Source organism: Phocaeicola sp. HCN-40430 (assembly GCF_037890285.1).
Taxonomy (GTDB): domain Bacteria; phylum Bacteroidota; class Bacteroidia; order Bacteroidales; family Bacteroidaceae; genus Phocaeicola; species Phocaeicola acetigenes.
Genome location: NZ_JBBKBS010000001.1, coordinates 211,907 through 232,313 on the forward strand (window position 1 = coordinate 211,907; position 20,407 = coordinate 232,313).

Annotated in this window: 12 protein-coding genes and 1 tRNA gene; 8 read left to right on the forward strand and 5 right to left on the reverse strand. The window is 42.5% G+C overall.

Annotated elements, in window-relative coordinates:
• Positions 1-220 precede the first annotated feature (220 nt).
• Positions 221-293, reverse strand: a tRNA-Thr gene (locus WKU26_RS00860).
• A 500-nt stretch (positions 294-793) separates the two neighbouring features.
• On the opposite strand from WKU26_RS00860, the gene WKU26_RS00865 reads away from it, so the two are divergent.
• The 4 genes from WKU26_RS00865 (at position 794) to WKU26_RS00880 (ending at position 8,199) form a co-directional block, all read left to right on the forward strand.
• Positions 794-2,677, forward strand: a complete 1,884-nt coding sequence (locus tag WKU26_RS00865) for an amidophosphoribosyltransferase (protein WP_340320535.1) — start codon at positions 794-796, stop codon at positions 2,675-2,677.
• Positions 2,678-2,737: 60 nt separating this feature from the next.
• A complete protein-coding gene (carA, locus tag WKU26_RS00870) occupies positions 2,738-3,814 on the forward strand; it encodes a glutamine-hydrolyzing carbamoyl-phosphate synthase small subunit (RefSeq protein WP_178267314.1) in 1,077 nt (358 codons plus the stop codon).
• Positions 3,815-3,944: 130 nt separating this feature from the next.
• A complete protein-coding gene (gene carB, locus WKU26_RS00875; protein WP_340320536.1) occupies positions 3,945-7,172 on the forward strand; it encodes a carbamoyl-phosphate synthase (glutamine-hydrolyzing) large subunit in 3,228 nt (1,075 codons plus the stop codon).
• Between the two features lie 307 nt (positions 7,173-7,479).
• A complete protein-coding gene (locus WKU26_RS00880; protein WP_340320537.1) occupies positions 7,480-8,199 on the forward strand; it encodes a DUF3784 domain-containing protein in 720 nt (239 codons plus the stop codon).
• Between the two features lie 120 nt (positions 8,200-8,319).
• Here the strand turns inward: WKU26_RS00880 and WKU26_RS00885 are convergent, their stop codons facing one another.
• From WKU26_RS00885 to WKU26_RS00895, 3 genes are all read right to left on the reverse strand, one after another.
• A complete protein-coding gene (locus tag WKU26_RS00885; protein WP_340320538.1) occupies positions 8,320-9,636 on the reverse strand; it encodes an anaerobic C4-dicarboxylate transporter in 1,317 nt (438 codons plus the stop codon).
• Positions 9,637-9,919: 283 nt separating this feature from the next.
• Positions 9,920-10,645 (reverse strand): hypothetical protein, encoded by a 726-nt coding sequence (locus tag WKU26_RS00890; RefSeq protein ID WP_340320539.1) that lies wholly within the window; start codon positions 10,643-10,645, stop codon positions 9,920-9,922.
• A 366-nt stretch (positions 10,646-11,011) separates the two neighbouring features.
• Positions 11,012-11,533, reverse strand: a complete 522-nt coding sequence (locus WKU26_RS00895; protein WP_340320540.1) for a GNAT family N-acetyltransferase — start codon at positions 11,531-11,533, stop codon at positions 11,012-11,014.
• A 298-nt stretch (positions 11,534-11,831) separates the two neighbouring features.
• On the opposite strand from WKU26_RS00895, the gene WKU26_RS00900 reads away from it, so the two are divergent.
• From WKU26_RS00900 to WKU26_RS00915, 4 genes are all read left to right on the forward strand, one after another.
• Positions 11,832-13,259: an aspartate ammonia-lyase gene (locus WKU26_RS00900; protein ID WP_445323196.1), complete on the forward strand. Its 1,428-nt coding sequence runs from the start codon at positions 11,832-11,834 to the stop codon at positions 13,257-13,259.
• A 489-nt stretch (positions 13,260-13,748) separates the two neighbouring features.
• Positions 13,749-16,004, forward strand: coding sequence for an aconitate hydratase (locus WKU26_RS00905; protein WP_340320542.1), 2,256 nt, complete (start codon positions 13,749-13,751; stop codon positions 16,002-16,004).
• Positions 15,988-17,298, forward strand: coding sequence for an NADP-dependent isocitrate dehydrogenase (gene icd, locus WKU26_RS00910; RefSeq protein ID WP_340320560.1), 1,311 nt, complete (start codon positions 15,988-15,990; stop codon positions 17,296-17,298). Before WKU26_RS00905 ends, icd begins: the two co-directional genes overlap by 17 nt.
• Before the next feature lie 23 nt (positions 17,299-17,321).
• Positions 17,322-18,662 carry a citrate/2-methylcitrate synthase gene (locus WKU26_RS00915; protein WP_178266363.1) on the forward strand — a complete coding sequence of 447 codons (1,341 nt, stop codon included), beginning with the start codon at positions 17,322-17,324 and terminating at the stop codon, positions 18,660-18,662.
• Between the two features lie 105 nt (positions 18,663-18,767).
• Here WKU26_RS00915 and groL read toward each other — a convergent pair whose 3' ends face one another.
• Positions 18,768-20,405 (reverse strand): chaperonin GroEL, encoded by a 1,638-nt coding sequence (gene groL, locus WKU26_RS00920; RefSeq protein ID WP_340320543.1) that lies wholly within the window; start codon positions 20,403-20,405, stop codon positions 18,768-18,770.
• Positions 20,406-20,407: the final 2 nt, after the last annotated feature.

Below are 20,407 nucleotides of genomic sequence, written 5' to 3' on the forward strand. Positions count from 1 at the left end.
GTCTAATTGTCAGTGTGTTAAGGCTTTATTCTGCAAAAATGTCTTAAAGAAAGGAAAGAGACTGCAAAAATGTCTTATGTAAGTCGGGATATAGTAGGAACCGGAGGAAATACAGAGCTGTGCAAATTGATTTTATTACCTTAAAGCTATTGGGGAATTGGATAAGATTGTCGGTATGGAATCGGATAATAAAAAAGGCATAGTTGACTATGCCTTTGTGAGCCGAAAGCGGGACTCGAACCCGCGACTTACTCATTACGAATGAGTTACTCTACCAACTGAGTTATTTCGGCAATATCGGTGACTGTTTTGTCGCCCGATCGTGATGCAAATTTATTGTTTTCTTTTCACAAGCAAAAAGGAATAGAATTTTTTTTTATGAAAATTCTCTGTTCTGATTTTTTATGGAATATATATACAGAAAGGCGTTTAAAGAAAGGAAATAATTATTCTGATATGAATAATTTTAAAAAACATATATAAGAATATGATAAGTAATTCGTATATTTGCACCCCGAATAGTGATGTGGCATAATCTGATGTATAGTTTGGTGAAACATATAAAAGGGCAAAGTGCATATCCTGCTAGGGACATTTTTACCGCACTTTTGCAGACAAAAGGAAACGGGCAGTCAAGTTTCGACCTCTTTCCCTTTGGTTTTTCTCTTTTTTACCACCCTGCCAATATCACTCTTTTTTTTTGTTCCTTATTGAACTTGATTTGTAATTTGTTTATACTAACTGACACCCGGAATTGCTTTCGGCATATCCGGGCGTCTTTTCATATATACGTATGGAACCGCTAAAGCATGAATGTGGAGTAGTTATGATTCGACTGCTCAAACCGTTGGATTATTTTCAGAAGAAGTACGGGACTTGGATGTATGGTCTGAATAAACTGTATTTACTGATGGAAAAACAGCATAACCGTGGACAGGAAGCTGCCGGACTTGCTTGTGTGAAGCTACAGGCAAATCCGGGTGAGGAGTATATGTTTCGTGAGCGTGCCATGGGAGCGGGAGCTATTACTGAAATTTTCAGTGCTGTACATTCCAATTTTAAAGGGCTTACTCCAGAGCAGATGAGTGATGCTGAATATGCTGAGAAGTGCTTGCCTTTTGCAGGAGAGTTGTATATGGGGCATTTGCGCTATTCTACTACCGGAAGGAGTGGTATTTCGTACGTACATCCTTTCTTGAGAAGAAATAACTGGCGTGCGAAGAATCTGTTGCTTTGCGGAAACTTCAATCTGACTAATGTGGATGAGATTTTCGAAGAGATTACTGCAGCTGGTCAGCATCCTCGCAAGTATGCCGATACTTATATCATGCTGGAACAGGTGGGACACCGACTGGACAGAGAGGTAGAGCGACTGTTTACTGAGTGTAAGGCCGAAGGACTGGAAGGGATGGATATTACTCATGCTATCGAAGACCGTATTGATTTGACGAATGTATTGAAAACATCGAGTCCTAAGTGGGACGGAGGATATGTAATCTGTGGTCTGACAGGAAGTGGAGAAACATTTGCCGTACGCGACCCTTGGGGTATCCGTCCGGGATTCTGGTACATGGATGAGGAGATCATGGTATTGGCATCGGAACGTCCGGTAATACAGACAGCCTTGAATGTGCCGGCTGACAGTATTCACGAATTACAACCGGGACAGGCTATTTTGCTGAATAAGAAAGGAGAGATGCGTTTGGCTCAAATCAATGAACCTAAGCAGAAAAAGGCTTGTTCGTTCGAGCGGATTTACTTTAGCCGCGGAAGTGATATGGATATTTACCGCGAGCGTAAACTGCTGGGTGAAAAATTGGTGAATCCTATTCTGAAGGCTATCGACTACGATGTGGTCCACACTGTATTTTCGTTTATTCCTAATACTGCAGAAGTTGCTTTCTATGGAATGCTGGAAGGTTTTGATAACTATCTGAACGAATTGAAAGTGCAGCGTATAGAGGCATTGGGACATAAGCCCAGCCATAGCGAGTTGGAACAGATTCTTTCTCAACGCATCCGTAGTGAGAAGGTCGCTATTAAAGATATAAAGCTTCGTACGTTTATTTCAGAAGGTAATACAAGAAACGATCTTGCCGCTCATGTATATGATATTACTTACGGAAGCTTGATTCCTTATGAGGATAATCTGGTCATTATCGACGACAGTATTGTGCGAGGTACTACTTTGAAACAAAGTATCATCAGCATTCTCGATCGTCTGCATCCGAAGAAGATTGTCATTGTTTCTTCTTCTCCTCAGGTTCGTTATCCGGACTATTATGGAATTGATATGGCAAGTATGGAGCAGTTTATTGCATTCCGTGCTGCTATCGCATTGCTGGAAGAACGAGGTATGCAGTCGGTTATTGAGGAAGTATACCGTAAGTCGAAAGGACAGCTTTCTTTACCGAAAGAACAGATGGTGAATTACGTGAAAGAGATTTATGCTCCTTTCACCGACGAGGAAATTTCGGCAAAGATGGTAGAACTGCTTACTCCGGCAGGTACTCAGGCAAAGGTGGAAATTGTTTACCAGACATTGGAAGGGCTGCATGAAGCTTGTCCACAGCACGAAGGCGACTGGTATTTCAGTGGCGACTATCCTACGCCGGGGGGAGTGAAACGGGTAAACCAGGCGTTCATCGACTATGTAGAGCAAGTCTATCAGTTCTGATGAATGTAAATAAGTGAAGAATAATAAATTTAAACGATATATTAGTATTATAATAAGGTAATGAGAAATGTAACATTAATCCTCGACGACGGGAGCCGTTTCCATGGCAAGTCGTTCGGTTATGAGAAACCGGTAGCCGGTGAAGTTGTGTTTAATACAGCAATGACCGGTTATCCAGAGAGCTTGACCGACCCTTCGTATGCAGGTCAGTTGATGACTTTGACTTATCCGCTGGTTGGTAACTATGGTGTTCCACCGTTTACTTTTGAAGCTAACGGACTTCCGACTTTCATGGAGAGTGAAAAAATCCATGCCGAGGCAATTATTGTCAGTGATTATAGTGAAAAATACAGCCATTGGAATGCTGTGGAAAGCCTGGCTGACTGGTTGAAACGTGAGCAGGTACCTGGTATTACAGGTATTGATACTCGTGAACTGACTAAGGTTTTGCGCGAACATGGGGTAATGATGGGAAAAATCGTATTCGACGATGAACCGGACAATATTCCTGAGGCTGCATATGCCGGAGTAAACTACGTAGACAAGGTTTCTTGCAAGGAAGTGATTCGTTACAACGAAGGCGAAGGCAAGAAGAAAGTGGTGCTGGTAGACTGCGGTGTAAAATCAAACATTATCCGTTGCCTTTTGAAACGTGATGTGGAAATCATCCGTGTACCTTGGAACTACGACTTCAACTCTTTGCAGTTCGATGGTTTGTTTATCTCAAACGGTCCGGGCGACCCTGACACTTGCGATGCTGCTGTACAGAATATCCGTAAGGCAATGCAGAACGAAAAACTTCCTATCTTCGGTATCTGTATGGGTAACCAGTTGCTGTCGAAGGCTGGTGGTGCTAAGATTTACAAATTGAAATACGGTCATCGCAGCCACAATCAGCCAGTACGTATGGTAGGAACAGAACGCTGCTTCATCACTTCACAGAACCACGGTTATGCGGTAGACAACAATACATTGGGAGCAGATTGGGAACCTTTGTTCATCAACATGAATGACGGCTCAAACGAAGGTATCCGTCATAAAAAGAATCCTTGGTTCTCTGCACAGTTCCATCCGGAAGCTGCCAGCGGTCCTACTGATACCGAATTCTTGTTCGATGAGTTTGTAAAATTGTTATAAGTTTGTTGGTTTGTTAGTTTGTTAGTTTGTTGATGCAAACTGAAAAACTCAAAAACTGAAAAACTTGAAAACTCACACTCAAACTTAAACTCGCAAACTCAAAAACTCAAAAACTTAAAAACTCAAATTCATGAAAGAAAATATAAAGAAAGTATTATTGTTAGGTTCTGGAGCGTTGAAAATCGGTGAAGCCGGTGAGTTCGACTACTCTGGTTCTCAGGCATTGAAAGCGTTGAAGGAAGAAGGTATTGAAACCATCCTTATCAACCCGAATATTGCTACCGTACAGACATCGGAAGGTGTGGCAGATAAGATTTACTTCTTGCCTGTAACTCCGTATTTCGTAGAGAAAGTCATCGCGAAAGAACGTCCGGATGGAGTATTGCTGTCGTTTGGTGGACAGACTGCATTGAACTGTGGTGTGGCTCTGTATAAGGCAGGTGTATTCGAAAAATACAATACACAGGTATTGGGTACTCCGGTACAGGCTATCATGGATACAGAAGACCGTGAACTTTTCGTACAGAAGTTGGATGAAATCAACGTGAAGACTATCAAGAGTGAAGCGGTAGAAAATATCGAAGATGCTCGTCGTGCAGCAAAAGAACTGGGATATCCGGTTATTATCCGTGCTGCTTATGCACTGGGTGGTCTGGGTTCTGGTTTCTGCGACAACGAAGAAGAACTGAACGTATTGGCTGAAAAAGCTTTCTCTTTCTCTCCACAGGTATTGGTAGAAAAGAGTCTGAAAGGCTGGAAGGAAGTTGAATACGAAGTGGTGCGTGACCGTTTCGACAACTGTATCACTGTATGTAATATGGAAAACTTCGACCCACTGGGTATTCATACCGGTGAGTCTATCGTAATCGCTCCTTCTCAGACACTGACCAACAGCGAATATCATAAATTGCGTGAACTGGCTATCCGAATCATCCGTCACATCGGTATCGTGGGTGAATGTAACGTACAGTATGCATTCGACCCGGAATCGGAAGATTACCGTGTAATTGAAGTAAATGCCCGTTTGAGCCGTTCTTCTGCATTGGCATCAAAAGCTACCGGATATCCTTTGGCATTCGTTGCTGCTAAGTTGGGATTGGGATACGGTCTGTTTGATTTGAAGAACTCGGTAACCAAGACTACTTCTGCTTTCTTCGAACCTGCATTGGACTATGTAGTATGTAAGATTCCTCGTTGGGACTTGGGTAAGTTCCACGGCGTAGACCGCGAACTGGGTTCTTCAATGAAATCGGTAGGTGAAGTAATGGCTATCGGTCGTACATTCGAAGAAGCAATCCAAAAAGGTCTGCGTATGATTGGTCAGGGTATGCACGGCTTTGTTGAAAACAAAGAATTGCAGATTGCCGATGTAGATAAAGCATTGCGCGAACCGACCGACAAACGTATCTTCGTTATCTCTAAAGCGATGCGTGCCGGCTATACTGTAGACCAGATTCATGAACTGACTAAGATCGATAAATGGTTCCTCGATAAATTGATGAACATCATGCAGACTTCAAAAGAACTGCATGAATGGGGAGGAAACCATACACAGATAGCACAACTTCCGAAAGATTTGCTGTATAAGGCAAAACGTCAGGGATTCTCAGACTTCCAGGTTGCACGTGCCATCGGTTATCAAGGCGATATGGAAGATGGAATATTGGAAGTACGTAACTACCGTAAGAGCCAAGGCATTGTACCGGTAGTAAAACAAATCGATACTTTGGCTGCCGAATATCCAGCTCAGACCAACTATCTGTATCTGACTTATAGTGGTGTAGCAAACGATGTTCACTATTTGGGCGATCATAAGAGTATCGTAGTATTGGGTTCTGGTGCATACCGTATCGGTTCGTCTGTAGAATTCGACTGGTGTGGCGTACAGGCTCTGAATACTATCCGCAAGGAAGGCTACCGTTCGGTAATGATTAACTACAACCCGGAAACCGTATCAACCGACTATGATATGTGTGACCGTCTGTATTTCGATGAATTGACATTCGAACGTGTAATGGATATCCTCGATTTGGAAAATCCGCACGGTGTAATCGTATCTACTGGTGGTCAGATTCCTAACAACCTTGCTCTTCGTCTTGATGGTCAGAAAATAAATATCTTGGGTACTTCTGCCAAGAGTATCGATAATGCGGAAGACCGTGACAAGTTCTCGGCTATGCTCGACCGTATCGGTGTTGACCAGCCAGAATGGAGCGCATTGACTTCGATGGAAGATATCAACGCATTTATCGAAAAAGTAGGATTCCCGGTATTGGTTCGTCCGTCTTACGTACTTTCTGGTGCTGCCATGAACGTATGTTCTAACCAGGAAGAACTGGAACGCTTCCTGCAGTTGGCTGCCAACGTATCGAAGAAACATCCGGTAGTAGTAAGCCAGTTCATTGAACATGCTAAGGAAGTAGAAATGGATGCTGTAGCACAGAACGGTGAAATCGTTGCCTATGCTATTTCAGAACACATTGAGTTTGCCGGTGTACACTCTGGAGATGCTACAATCCAGTTCCCACCGCAGAAACTGTATGTAGAAACTGTACGTCGCATCAAGCGCATCAGCCGTCAGATTGCAAAAGAACTGAACATCTCTGGTCCGTTCAATATCCAGTTCCTTGCCCGTGAAAACGATATCAAGGTAATTGAATGTAACTTGCGTGCCAGCCGTTCGTTCCCATTCGTAAGCAAGGTATTGAAGATTAACTTCATCGAATTGGCTACGAAGGTAATGTTGGGTCTGCCGGTAGAAAAACCAAGCAAGAATCTCTTCGAATTGGATTACGTAGGTATCAAGGCCAGCCAGTTCTCATTCAACCGTCTGCAGAAGGCCGACCCTGTATTGGGCGTAGACATGGCTTCTACCGGTGAAGTAGGATGTATCGGTGAAGATACTTCTTGCGCAGTACTGAAGTCTATGTTGTCTGTGGGTTACCGTATTCCGGAAAAGAACATACTGATGTCTACAGGTACTCCGAAGCAGAAAGTAGAAATGCTGAAAGCGGCTCATGAATTGAAGGCAAAAGGTTACAACATCTTTGCTACCGGTGGTACTTCTAAATTCCTTGCAGAAAACGGTATAGAAAATACCCGTGTATACTGGCCAAGCGAAGAAGGACATCCGCAGGCATTGGAAATGTTGCACAACAAGGAAATTGATATGGTTGTCAATATCCCGCGCGACTTGTCGGCAGGTGAATTGGACAACGGTTACAAGATCCGCCGTGCAGCAGTCGACTTGAACATTCCTTTGGTTACAAATGCACGTCTGGCAAGCGCCTTTATCCATGCATTCTGTACCATGACAATCGATGATATTGCTATCAAGAGCTGGGAAGAATATAAATAATCCTTCCTTTTGATAAGGCATTGAATATATAGCGCCCGCAGACTTCTTTGTGAGGTTTGCGGGCGCTTTTTGTTTAACTAATGGGGATACCTTATAATAGGACTTATTAAAATCCTGCAATCCGCATTGTATCTGTAATTCTTGAATCGTCTCATATTATTGCGTTTTTGGGGTATATTTCACTGTATAGGATTTGTCTTGGAAAGAAGAAAAGACATATCATCATTCTATAATATTTTTTATCAGACTATTTAAAAATCAATATTTTTTTTAATTTAGAGCATTGATAATGAAAACCTGAAAGAGTATGAATTACCTTAGTCTGATTATTATGCTACCGGTAGTAGCGATTCTTGTAATTGCTGGAACAGCCATAGTGAAACAGCCCCAATTGCTGTCCAATTATCATTCGTTTACGGAAGAAGAAAAGGCCAGTCCTGCTTTTCACCGTTATCTGAAAAGTGTCCGAAACATAATGATTACCATAGCCATTGTTTTAGTTGGAGGAGAGTGGCTTTCCTGGTGGCTCAATTCTAATGTCTATCGTATTCTGTCGATAGTGCTTGTCTGTATATTGCTTTTGTATTTGCTTTATGTACAAGGCAAGATATCCAGTCGTATGAAACGGAAAAGCCGTATCTATGGTATTTTTGTCTTTGTCTTAATTACGGGGCTTGTCGTTTTTCCTCTGTGTCGTGGAACATCTGTCAGCTATACGAATGAAACCCTACGTATTTCGGGTATGTATGGAACCGAGATACCACATACCGAAATACGTCGTGTATCGTTAGAACAGACATTACCGGAGATTATCTGGCGTACCAATGGCTTGTCGGTGGGAGAGGTAAAGAAGGGATATTTTCGTACTGGCGATGATAGGAAAGTAAAACTCTTTCTTGCATCAGATAAAGCTCCTTTTCTGCATGTACAGACTATATGGAATGAAGATATCTATATCAATTCATCCCGCCCTGAAGAAATAAGGAAACTCTATCTGCAGATGGAAGGAAAATATTCGATTCGTTAGGTAGAGATTGGGGAATGAAAGATAACCCCTTCCTTTCTTTTTTATATGAAAAGAAAAAGCCAATCGTTTTGTCGTAACATAAAACGATTGGCCTTCTTTATTTTCGGTCTCTTTGTTCTTTTAGAAAAGTATCTGTATCAACAGCAGTCCCACAGCTATGGCTACACCAGTAGAAATCAGTCCCGGCATCATGAACGAGTGGTTCAGAATATACTTTCCGATACGGGTTGTACCAGTGCTGTCGAAGTTGATGGCTGCTACTACCGTAGGATAATTAGGGATAAAGAAGTAGCCGTTTACTGCAGGAAACAGTGCTATCAGCAGCAAAGGAGAAATTCCCAGTGCAATGCCCAAAGGTACTACGGCACGTACGGTTGCAGCCTGACTGTAAAGCAAGATAGACATCACAAACAAGGCTACTCCAAAGAGCCAGGGCATGGAATGAATCACCTGATCGATGGTAGATGTCAGTTGTTCGATATTACCGGAAATAAACGTATCTCCCATCCATGCAATACCAAAGATTGCAATGACGGCCTGCATACCGGCAGGGAATATATTGCCTTGTACAGCCTTGATGCCATCAATACGGCATACTAACAGAATAATAGCAGCTGTACATAGCATGATGATTTCAATCAGAGCAGGCATATCAAGCATGGTTATCTTTCCATCGTTCATAAAAGCCGGACGAAGTGATTCTACAGACCCAAACAGTACAATCAGGAAAGTAGCCAGCAAGAAGATAAATACAGAAAGGCGTGCTTTCTTCATATCTTGTATTTCACAAGTTTGAGCAGTAGTATTTTTTACAAGCCCTTCTTTCAGTCGTCTTAAATATTCCGGATCATCAGCCAGTTCTTTTCCCGTCCGGAGTGAGCAGAATGCTCCTACCAGCACTCCGATGAACGTAGCAGGAATACTGACTTTCAGAATATCAAATAAGGTAAGATCAAAGCCGGATAAAAGTCCCAATAGAGCTACGGTAGCAGCTGATATCGGACTGGCTGTGATGGCTTGTTGAGAGGCGATGACAGCGATACCTAACGGGCGTTCCGGACGGATTTTGGTTTCTCTTGCCACTTCGGCAATAACTGGCAGTACAGAATAGGCAATATGCCCTGTACCGGCAATAAATGTAAACAGGTAAGTAACGATAGGACTTAGAATCGTTACGTGTTCGGGATGGCGGCGCAGAATACGTTCGGCCAGTTTTACCATATATTCCAAACCTCCGGCAGCTTGCATGCACGATGCAGCAGTAACTACAGCCGCAATCATCAGCATTACATCAATGGGAGGGGTGGTAGGTTGGATGCCAAATACAAAAGTCAGTACTGCTACTCCCAGTCCGCCTGTGACTCCTAGTCCGACACCTCCTAAACGAGCTCCCAATACGATTGCTCCTAATACAATGATTAATTGTAATAATAACATACAGTTGTCTTTTTCTTGAACTTGTTTTTGTGAGGTTGCAAAGTTACTTATTTTGCCTGAATTGCTAAAGCGATTGTAGTTGAATTGAGGAACAAAAAGAAAGCGACCTTTTTCAAGACCGCTTTAGATGTTTTCACAATGAAGTGTCACATTTGTTCTTTTTATCTTTCGCTGTTTTTTATACTGAAAGGTTATGAATTTGAAAGCAAGTCACAACAAAAACAAACCTCTCATTTTACAGGCTGAATAATGACCAACAACTTTCAGAAATATCACTTATTATTTAAAATGAAATACTATTAATCAAATATTTTCCATTCTGATATATTATCTTAATAATTATTTTATGTATCGTGGCTCCTGCTTGATAAGTAATTTGATAATTATCATCACTCATTTGAGTGAATTTAAGACTTTTATACCACATGCAATCGAAATCAAAGTTATTAATTAAAAGATCATATCCATAAAGACCATCTTCTTGATGTTCCGATTCTGCTTGCTTGAATTGCTGCAATGCTGCCGGTGATAAATTAGACAAACGCAAAGATGACAATTTTGTATTTATGTCTTTAGATATAGTACAATAGGGTGACAGATAAATTTTATAAAAGCTTTCTATGAATGATTGCCCTGACATTTCATCTATTTTGGCTTCATTCATACACTCACAACAAGACAACATTTCGTCTCCCCATTGACTTCCATTTTCAATGGGAGTAATATATACAATCTTGCATTTACCATCAATACTTTGTGCTTTTAATGGAATTTCAGTTAAAGTGGTACTATCCTTTTCATTCCAAAGATAACTCACCATATACCAGTCGTCTGCAACTCTTTTCACAGCTAAGGTTTTAATTGCATCCTCATTTACATCTTGAGAGCGTATTATAGGATTAACTCCAGTTGCATTACTCATTCTTTTTGTTTTGGCTATCAATCCTTCAGTTAAAAACTTTTTACATAAAGAGTCGTTGTTTGAATCAACAGTTAAAAAATTCATCATATAACCTCTATAGAATGTTTTAACGTCATCTAAGCATGCACTTGAACACAGTGTACCAAAACACAGCGAAAGGATTGAAATAAATAGAAATCGTCTAATCATTTTTTCATATTTAAATTATCGTTTCCTATTGTATAGGAAGGATTCTTCTTGTATGTATTTCCGTCGGACATATTACTTTGTGTAAAAACTGTTCCTTATCATACAAAGTTATCAAATTGAAAGCAATTTTCTTATTCCTTTATTATGTTATGTGGTAAATCTTCTTCAATTTTTGACTGAGTACATACATAAATCTGTAATAACTTTTAGGACAGATACTTTCCATATGAGATTGACCAAGAAAGAACGGACAATATATCTTTATTACACTTCTTTCATCAAGATAAGCCGGGGCAGTCCACCATATTTCAAGACTTGTTTTACACAGCGGTATCCGGCTTTTTCCATATTGATACGTGAGAAGCAATTGTCCGGATGTACGGTACATAAAAGATAGCGGTAACCTGCGGCCCGTAATTCTTCTTCCGCTTTTGCTGTAAGTTTACGTTGCAGACCATAGCCTCGGAAAGAAGGGTGGACTACTGCTGTATCCATATGGGCAACCAGATTTAATTCGTGTTCAGGAAGAGAAATATCTCGTCCCAAGTTATCCGGATTGTCTTTTCCCGGATATACGATAAGAAACAATCCGGCAATTTTTTCCGAAGCAGTGTCTGTAGCTATCCATGCGACTCCTTTATCTTGTTCAATAAGTTGGTGGATGTAGTTTTCTCCTTCTTCTGGAGCAAACCATTCCTGCTGTTCCATTCCGTTCCATACTTCCCGAATGAGTGAAGTCAGTAGGGAAGCCTCTTCTGCTTTCGCTTTGGTCAGTTGAAATTCCATGTTTAGATAATGTATTGACTTTTACAGCAAATATAAAAGATCCGGATGAAAAGATAAAACTTACATAAAAATTTTATGAATATACATATAATGAGCTAATATCAAAGTAGATACCTCTCTGAAATGATTTGAAATGTCTTCTTGTGGTTTTGACAAAATAACATTATATATAACTTTTTATACAAGAATTTATCCGTATTTTTAGGTTGTTTCTCTTAATATACTTATATTTGCCTTACAAAATGATAAAACGCAGGTGTCTGCATAAAATGTTTATTTAAACGAAAAGAATAACATGATGAAAGAATTTGGAAAGACTCGTATAGAGAGCGATTTAATTGGTTCTCGTGAAATAGCAGATGAATTATTGTACGGTGTACAGACATTGAGAGGCCTGGAAAACTTCTCTATCAGTAAATTTCATCTGAATGATTATCCTTTGTTTATAAATGGACTCGCTATTACAAAAATGGCAGCTGCCCGTGCCAATCATGAATTAGGTTTGCTTACAGACCAGCAGTTTGAAGCGATTACTCAGGCTTGTCAGGAAATATTGGATGGAAAGTTCCACGATCAGTTCCCTGTAGATATGATTCAGGGAGGAGCTGGAACAAGTACCAATATGAATGCAAACGAAGTGATTGCCAATCGTGCACTCGAAATCATGGGCTATGCACACGGAGAATATACCTATTGTTCGCCTAATGATCATGTAAACCGTTCGCAGTCTACCAACGATGCATATCCTACTGCCATTCATTTGGGAATGTATGCCACTCATTTGCGTCTGATCCCTTGTCTGGAAAAACTGATAGAGGCTTTCCGCAAGAAAGGACAAGAATTTGCACACATCATCAAGATGGGACGTACTCAATTGGAAGATGCGGTTCCTATGACATTGGGACAGACTTTTAATGGCTTTGCCAGTATCCTGACTGATGAAATCAAGCATCTGAATGAAGCTGCTGCCGATTTTCTGACAGTCAATATGGGAGGTACAGCCATTGGTACCGGTATTTGTGCAGAACCGGGTTATGCAGAAAAGTGTATTGCTGCTTTGCGCGATATTACAGGCTGGGATATCCGTTTGTCTGATGATTTGGTGGGAGCAACTTCCGATACTTCCTGTCTGGTAGGTTATGCTTCGGCAATGAAGCGTCTGGCTGTAAAAGTCAACAAGATCTGTAATGACCTTCGTCTGTTGGCAAGTGGTCCGCGTTGTGGTTTGGGTGAATTGAACTTGCCGGCTATGCAACCGGGTTCTTCCATCATGCCGGGTAAAGTCAATCCGGTGATTCCCGAAGTGATGAATCAGATTTGCTTTAAAGTGATAGGAAATGAATTGTGTGTAACAATGGCGGGAGAAGCCGCTCAGATGGAGCTGAATGTGATGGAACCGGTGATGGTACAGTGTTGCTTTGAGTCGGTAGATCTGTTGATGAACGGATTCGATACATTGCGTACTTTGTGCGTGGAAGGAATCACTGCAAACGAACAGCATTGTGTTGAAGAGGTACATCATAGCATTGGTGTAGTAACAGCTCTTAATCCGATTATTGGCTATAAGAATTCTACTAAAATAGCCAAGGAAGCCTTGGAAACCGGAAAGAGTGTGTATCAGTTGATTTTGGATCATGGTATTCTTTCGAAGGAGGATATCGATACAATCTTAAGTCCTGAAAATATGATTCATCCGGTAAAACTGGATATTAAACCGAAGAAATAAGATTCCTCTTCTTGTCACGATACTGGTGATAAGTGATAAAAACATTGCCCGTCCACTGTCTGTTCAGTGCTCGGGCATTTTTTTTATGTTTCAGACTTCCACTCTTTTCTATATTCGCAGTCGGAAAGTATATCTTTCTTCAGAGTCTTCCTTTCTGATACAATCTGCTGCTGATTTTTATTCTTTTCTGTATTCGACGACGTCGATTGTACAGCCAGCGTCGCCGATTTTACAGCCGATGTCGTTGGTTTTACAGCCGACGACGTTGGCTACAGATTGTGATTGATGGTATGAAGTTACGATAGCCTTGTTTTAAAAGTTGAATATTTATAACTCCTTTTTGTGAAGAATGGTTGTAAATGTTATAAGTATACGCTAATAAGTTATTTTCTATTAAAATGTATTTAAAATATCGTCTTTTGTAGACAAACGAAAATAGTATACCATATTTTTGCGACTAATTGAAAGTAAAAGGTAAAAAGAAAAGAGATGGTTTATGACATTGAAATGATGAGAACGTTTTACGCATCCTATGCAATGCGCGTAGATGCAGTACAACGTAAATTGGGCAAAGCAATGACTTTGGCTGAGAAAATTTTATATGCACATTTATACGATGAAAAGACGCTTTGTGCGTTTCGCCGTGGAGAGGATTATGTCAATTTTCGTCCGGACCGTGTAGCCATGCAGGATGCAACCGCACAGATGGCACTGCTTCAGTTTATGAATTCCGGACAGCAGCGAGTGGCTGTACCTTCTACTGTACACTGCGATCATTTGATTCAGGCGTACAAGGGCGCATCGGCAGATTTGCCTGTGGCGCAGGAAACCAACAAGGAAGTGTATGGCTTCCTGAAGAGTGTAGCTTCTAAATACAATATAGGATTCTGGAAGCCGGGTGCCGGTATTATTCATCAGGTAGTATTGGAGAACTATGCATTTCCGGGAGGAATGATGGTGGGTACAGATTCGCATACCCCCAATGCCGGAGGATTGGGCATGATAGCCATCGGAGTAGGCGGAGCCGATGCGGTGGATGTCATGACAGGAATGGAATGGGAGTTGAAAATGCCCAAGCTTATTGGAGTACATCTGAAAGGTAGTCTGAACGGATGGGCTTCTCCGAAAGATGTTATTCTGAAACTGGCCGGACTGCTTACGGTGAAAGGAGCTACAAATGCCATTATAGAATATTTCGGAGAAGGTACGGCTTCACTGTCTGCTACCGGTAAGGCCACTGTTTGCAATATGGGAGCAGAAGTGGGAGCTACTACCTCTATCTTTCCTTATGATGCAGAGATGGAGAAATATCTGTGTGCTACCGGACGTGAGGAAGTGGCAAAAATGGCTTCGGAAAATGCTTCGTGTCTGAGAGCGGACAAGGAAGTGGAAGCTGCTCCGCATCTTTATTATGACCGGGTAATAGAAATCGACTTGTCGGCTTTGGAACCTTATATCAACGGACCGTTTACTCCCGATGCGGCTTGCCCGATTTCGGAATTTGCGGAGAAGGTAAAACAGAATGGCTATCCGCAGAAAATGGAAGTGGGACTGATTGGTTCCTGCACCAATTCTTCGTACCAGGATTTGAGTCGTGCAGCCTCCTTGGCACGTCAGGTCAAGGCGAAAGGTTTGAAGATGGCTGCCGGGCTGATTATCAACCCGGGTTCGGAACAAGTCTATTGTACTGCTCGGCGCGATGGCATGATAGCCGATTTCGAAGCGGTAGGTGGAGTGATTATGACCAATGCTTGTGGTCCGTGTATCGGCCAGTGGAAGCGAGTGACTGATGACCCTATGCGGGCTAATTCTATTGTTACTTCCTTTAACCGTAACTTCGCCAAACGTGCCGACGGCAATCCTAATACCCATGCTTTTGTGGCTTCTCCGGAAGTGGCAATGGCACTGGCTATAGCTGGTGATTTATGCTTTAATCCGCTGGCCGATACCTTGACCAATGAACAGGGTGAACAGGTACGGCTGGATGCTCCGGTAGGAGATACCTTGCCGGAAAAAGGATTTACTGTAGACGATAACGGGTATGTAGCTCCTGCTGCCGACGGAAAAGATATCGAAGTGTCCATAGCTCCCGATTCTGTCCGTTTACAGCGTCTGGCTCCTTTTGCTCCCTGGGATGGTAAAGATCTGGAGCAGATGCCTTTGCTTATAAAGACGCAGGGTAAGTGTACTACAGACCATATCTCGATGGCTGGTCCGTGGTTGCGCTTCCGTGGACATCTGGAGAATATTTCCGACAATATGCTGATGGGGGCTGTCAATGCTTTCAATGGGAAGACCAATTGCGTATGGAACCGGCTGACTGGCGAATATGATGCCGTATCGGCTGTGGCCAAGCAATATAAAGCAAAGGCCATCTCTTCTATTGTGGTAGCCGAGGAAAACTACGGCGAAGGCTCCAGTCGGGAACATGCTGCTATGGAACCTCGTTTCCTGAATGTGCGGGTGATTCTTGCCAAAAGCTTTGCCCGTATCCATGAAACCAATTTGAAGAAGCAGGGAATGCTGGCACTGACTTTTGCTGACAAATCCGATTACGATAAAATACAGGAACACGACTGTATTTCTGTCTGTGGACTGGACCACTTTGCTCCGGGAAAACCTTTGCAGGTGGTAGTAACGCACGAGGATGAAACAGAAGATACATTTCTTGCCCTGCATACCTATAATGAAATGCAGATAGGTTGGTTTAAAGCCGGTTGTGCTTTGAATACCTTCCGAAAATAGCTTAAGAACTTACAAACTCACAAACTTAAAAATTATGTCCAAAATAGATATGAAAGACGGTCGGCTGATAGTACCCGACTGTGTGACCGTTCCTTATATTGAAGGCGATGGAGTGGGAGCAGAAATTACTCCTGTATGTCAGAAAATAGTAAACGAAGCTGTTAAACTGGCTTATGATGATAAGCGTTCTATCGAGTGGAAAGAAGTACTGGCTGGAGAAAAGGCATTCAAGCAGACCGGAGAATGGCTTCCTGAAGCTACAATGAATGCTTTTCGCGAATACCTTATCGGTATAAAAGGTCCTCTTACTACTCCTGTAGGCGAAGGTATCCGTTCGCTGAATGTGGCACTGCGTCAGACACTCGATTTGTATGTCTGCTTGCGTCCGGTACGCTGGTTCCGTGGAGTGGTTTCTCCGGTAAAGGAACCGCAGAAAGTAAACATGCATATTTTCCGTGAAAATACAGAAGATATTTATGCCGGTATAGAATGGGAACAGGGGACTCCGGAAGCTGAAAAGTTCTATGCTTTTCTGCGCGACGAGATGGGAGTGAAGAAGGTCCGTTTCCCTGAGACTTCTTCTTTCGGTGTAAAGCCGGTATCGGTAGAAGGAACCAAACGATTGGTACGTGCTGCTATTCTGTACGCCCTGCAGCATCATTTGCCTTCGGTTACATTGGTACACAAAGGAAATATCATGAAGTTTACCGAAGGAGGATTCAAGCGTTGGGGATACGAAGTGGCAGAAACAGAATTTGCCCAGCAGACTTTTACCATGAACCGCTACAATCAGCTGAAGAAGGAGTTGGGAGAAGAGTCTGCCAAAGCTGCTTTGGCAGAAGCCATGAATTTGGGTAAAGTAATTGTCAAGGACTGTATTGCGGATGCTTTCTTGCAGAATACATTGCTCACTCCTGAAGATTACTCAGTCATTGCTACTTTGAACTTGAATGGAGACTATATATCCGACCAGTTGGCTGCGATGGTGGGTGGTATCGGTATTGCACCGGGAGCCAATATCAACTATCAGACCGGACATGCTATTTTTGAGGCTACACACGGTACGGCTCCCGATATTGCCGGAAAGAATATCGTAAATCCCTGCTCGCTGCTGTTGTCGTCTGTTATGATGTTGGATTATATCGGATGGAAAGAAGCTTCTGCTTTGATTATCCGTGCGTTGGAGGACCTCTTCGAGGCTGGAGAGGCAACTTCGGACCTCGCACGCTTTATGCCTGATGGACATGTATTGACAACAGAAGAATTCGGACAGCGTGTGATTGAATCATTGTAAATATTAATAAAGATAGCTTGTATATGAAAAAAGAATACATCGTATATAAACTTTCGGAGTGTGCCAAACAGGCATGTCGTATTGATAATGAATTGTTTGCAAAATATAATGTAAAACGTGGATTGCGTAATGAGGATGGTACAGGAGTATTGGTAGGGCTGACCAAAATCGGAAATGTAGTAGGATATGAACGTACGGAGGAAGGGCTGAAACCGATTCCCGGTAAGTTGTTTTACAGGGGATATGATTTGGACGACATCGCTCATGCACTGCTCAAGGAGAAGCGTTTCGGATTTGAGGAAGTGGCTTATCTGTTGCTTTCGGGAGAATTGCCGGATAACGAACAACTGGCTTCTTTCAAGGAGCTGATTAATGATAATATGCCGCTCGATAAGAAGACGACGATGAATATCATCGACTTGGAAGGTCAGAATATTATGAATATTCTGGCCCGGAGTGTCCTCGAAATGTATACATTCGATCCCAATCCCGATGATATCTCAAGAGACAATCTGATGCGTCAGTCTATTGAGTTGATTTCCAAGTTTCCTACAATCATTGCTTACGCATACAACATTTATCGTCACAGCACACACGGACGTTCGTTGCACATTCGTCATCCGCACGAAAATCTGTCACTTGCCGAGAATTTCCTGTATATGATTAAAAAGGAATATACTCCGTTGGAAGCACGTATGCTCGACTTGCTGCTGGTGCTTCAGGCAGAGCATGGAGGCGGTAACAACTCTACGTTTACTGTACGCGTCACCAGTTCTACCCGTACCGATACGTATTCCAGCATTGCTGCAGGCATCGGTTCGTTGAAAGGGCCTTTGCACGGAGGAGCCAATATACAGGTGGTTAAAATGTTCCATCACCTGAAAGAAGTGATATCCGACTGGACGAATGTAGATGAGATTGATACTTATCTTACCCGTATGCTCAATAAAGAGGCGTATGATGGTAGTGGACTGATTTATGGTATCGGTCATGCGGTGTATACCATTTCCGACCCTCGTGCCGTCTTGTTGAAAGAGCTGGCAGGAGAACTGGTAGCTGAAAAGGGATGTCAGAAAGAGTTTGCCTTTCTTGAACTTCTGGAGCAGCGTGCCATAGAATGTTTCAAGAAGGTGAAGGGAGGAAAGAAGCAGGTTTGTTCGAATGTAGATTTCTATTCCGGATTTATTTACGAAATGATGGGCCTGCCGCACGAAATCTATACTCCTCTTTTTGCCATGGCGCGTATTGTGGGATGGACAGCACATCGTATTGAAGAATTGAACTTTGAAGGAAGACGTATTATCCGTCCGGCTTATAAGAATGTATTGGAAGAAGTGGCATACACTCCGATTACTTCCCGATAAACGTCTTGTGGCATAATAAAAAAAGTCCGACGCAAAGCGCCGGACTTTTTTGTTTGAGTATGAGGAAGGGAAGCTAAAGATACTTCCCTTTGTTGTATGTCAGAATTACATCATGCCGCCCATACCGCCCATTCCTGGAGCAGCCATTGGCATTTCAGGTTTTTCTTCTTTCTTTTCTACGATGACACATTCTGTTGTCAGGAACATACCTGCGATAGAAGCTGCATTTTCCAAAGCTACACGAGTAACCTTAGCAGGATCTACTACACCGGCAGCGTGCAAGTGTTCGTATACATCGGTACGTGCATTGTAACCGAAGTCGCCTTTACCTTCACGTACTTTCTGAACAACTACTGCACCTTCTTTACCAGCATTGGCTACAATCTGGCGAAGCGGTTCTTCGATAGCACGTTTGATGATTTCGATACCTGTAGTTTCGTCAGCATTGTCACCTTTCAAGCCTTCCAAAGCATCGATGGCACGGATGTAAGTTACACCACCACCCGGTACGATACCTTCTTCGATTGCTGCACGAGTTGCGCACAATGCATCGTCTACACGGTCTTTCTTTTCTTTCATTTCTACTTCGCTGGCAGCACCTACGTACAATACAGCTACACCACCAGACAACTTAGCCAGACGTTCCTGCAGTTTTTCTTTATCATAGTCTGAAGTAGAGTTCTTCATTTCAGCCTTGATTTCATCAACTCTTTCTTTAATCAGCTCTTTCTGACCGGCACCGCTTACGATAGTGGTATTTTCTTTAGAAATAATGACCTTGTCGCAAGTACCTAACATTTCGATAGTAGCCTGTTCCAGTTTCAAGCCTTTTTCTTCGCTGATTACTACACCACCAGTCAATACGGCAATATCTTCCAGCATTGCTTTACGACGGTCACCGAAGCCCGGAGCCTTCACAGCACAAATCTTCAACTGACCACGCAGACGGTTTACAACCAAAGTAGTCAACGCTTCGCTGTCTACATCTTCTGCGATAACCAACAACGGACGTCCGCTCTGTACAGCTGGTTCCAGGATAGGCAAGAAATCTTTCAGGTTAGAAATCTTCTTGTCGTAAATCAAGATGTACGGATGTTCCATCACGCATTCCATCTTTTCTGTATCGGTTACGAAGTAAGCAGACAAGTAACCGCGGTCGAACTGCATACCTTCTACTACACCGATAGTTGTATCTGTACCCTTAGCTTCTTCGATAGTGATAACACCGTCTTTAGAAACTTTGCGCATAGCATCTGCAATCAGTTTACCGATAACAGGGTCGTTGTTTGCAGAGATTGTAGCTACCTGTTCAATCTTGTCGTAATCGTCGCCTACAGTTTCAGACTGAGCCTTGATTGATTCTACAACCTTAGCAACGGCTTTGTCGATACCACGTTTCAAATCCATTGGGTTGGCACCTGCAGTAACGTTCTTCAAACCTACACCTACGATAGACTGAGCCAACACGGTAGCAGTAGTTGTACCGTCACCGGCATCATCACCAGTCTTGGAAGCAACTGATTTTACCAACTGTGCACCAGTGTTCTGGAACGGATCGCTCAATTCTACTTCTTTAGCTACAGTAACACCGTCCTTAGTAATGTGAGGAGCACCGAACTTCTTTTCGATAATTACGTTACGTCCTTTCGGGCCGAGAGTTACTTTTACAGCGTTAGCCAATTCGTCTACACCTTTTTTCAACTGGTCGCGAGCGTCGATGTTGAAGAGAATATCTTTTGCCATAA